This window comes from Pseudomonas trivialis (assembly GCF_001439805.1).
Classification (GTDB): domain Bacteria; phylum Pseudomonadota; class Gammaproteobacteria; order Pseudomonadales; family Pseudomonadaceae; genus Aquipseudomonas; species Aquipseudomonas trivialis.
Genome location: NZ_JYLK01000041.1, coordinates 1 through 1,101, shown reverse-complemented (window position 1 = coordinate 1,101; position 1,101 = coordinate 1). Strand labels below are relative to the sequence as shown.

Genomic DNA, 1,101 nt, shown 5'->3' with positions numbered 1-1,101 from the left:
AGCACTCGCCTTGTGCCCATCGGCGATACGCCGGTGATGGTGCAGGCCATCGCAGCGGATGGCAGTCCGATCGGCGCCCCGCTCCATCGCACGATAGATGCCAGCGGCAGGCTTGAAATCCCGGAATGCACCCGCGACCAGCCGTATCACATCACCTTCTACCCCAACGTTTCCAAAGACCACGTCAAGGCGCTGTATGCGTCTTATCAGTCGCTGATCGCCGGGCTGGAAACTCGCCTGCGCGCGGAATGGAAAGACACCTTCCAAGCGCAGTGGACTGAGTTCGCCAAAGCCCCCCCCCTTAAAGCGCAGCGCCCTGCAGGGCACCGCCTTCGCGGGCGGTTTGGCCAAAGCCCTCTACAACCTGTGGGACAACATCACGCAGCTGTACGACCTGATCGCCAACCTCAAGGCCAACAGCGAGCAGTTATTGCGCTATGTCTCCCAAAGCGAGCTGGATGAGCTGCTCACACTGGGCAAGGACGCCGTCGCCCATGGCCTGCTGGTGCTCAGTGATGAGCCGCTGCTGTTTATCTACCTGTCGGCGATGACCAGCTGGATTCGCCTGCTGCCGCCACCGGAGATGCTTGAGCTGGTGGGCGAAATCACCGGCGAGGTGCTGATCAACCTGTTGCTGATCTGGGCCACGCGGGGCATGGGCGTGAAGATTCGCCTGGGCGTGCAGGTGGTGGGTCATATCAAGTCCGGGCAGGTACGCCGCTGGCTGGAGATGCTCGCCGAGCAGTTGGCGCCGCCGGGGTTGGCACGGCATGTAGAGGCGGCCAAGCCGTTGCTGCTGGGGAGCGCGGCCACGCCGATCAAGACGGTGGCGCCGCTGAAGGTGGGCGAGGAGCTGGTGCCGAACGCCGTGCCGGCGGTGCGCAGCAAGAAGCAGCGCACGGCGCTCGTGCACGAATCGCCCGTGGATGATGTGCCGGTTTCGGCGAAGAACCCGGCGGGGGATGCGGCTGCTTCTTCCGATAAAACCGTGACCCACGGCTGCCCGGTGTCGATGGTCACCGGCGAGGAATTGCTCACCCTCACCGACGGCACGCTGGACGGGATTTTGCCGTTTGAGTGGACGCGGGTGTATCGCACCAG

The 1,101-nt window shown here is 63.9% G+C and carries 1 pseudogene; it reads left to right on the top strand.

The window, feature by feature from the left end:
* Window positions 1-1,101 (top strand): annotated as a pseudogene (locus TU79_RS24850) (DUF6531 domain-containing protein); the annotation flags it as partial.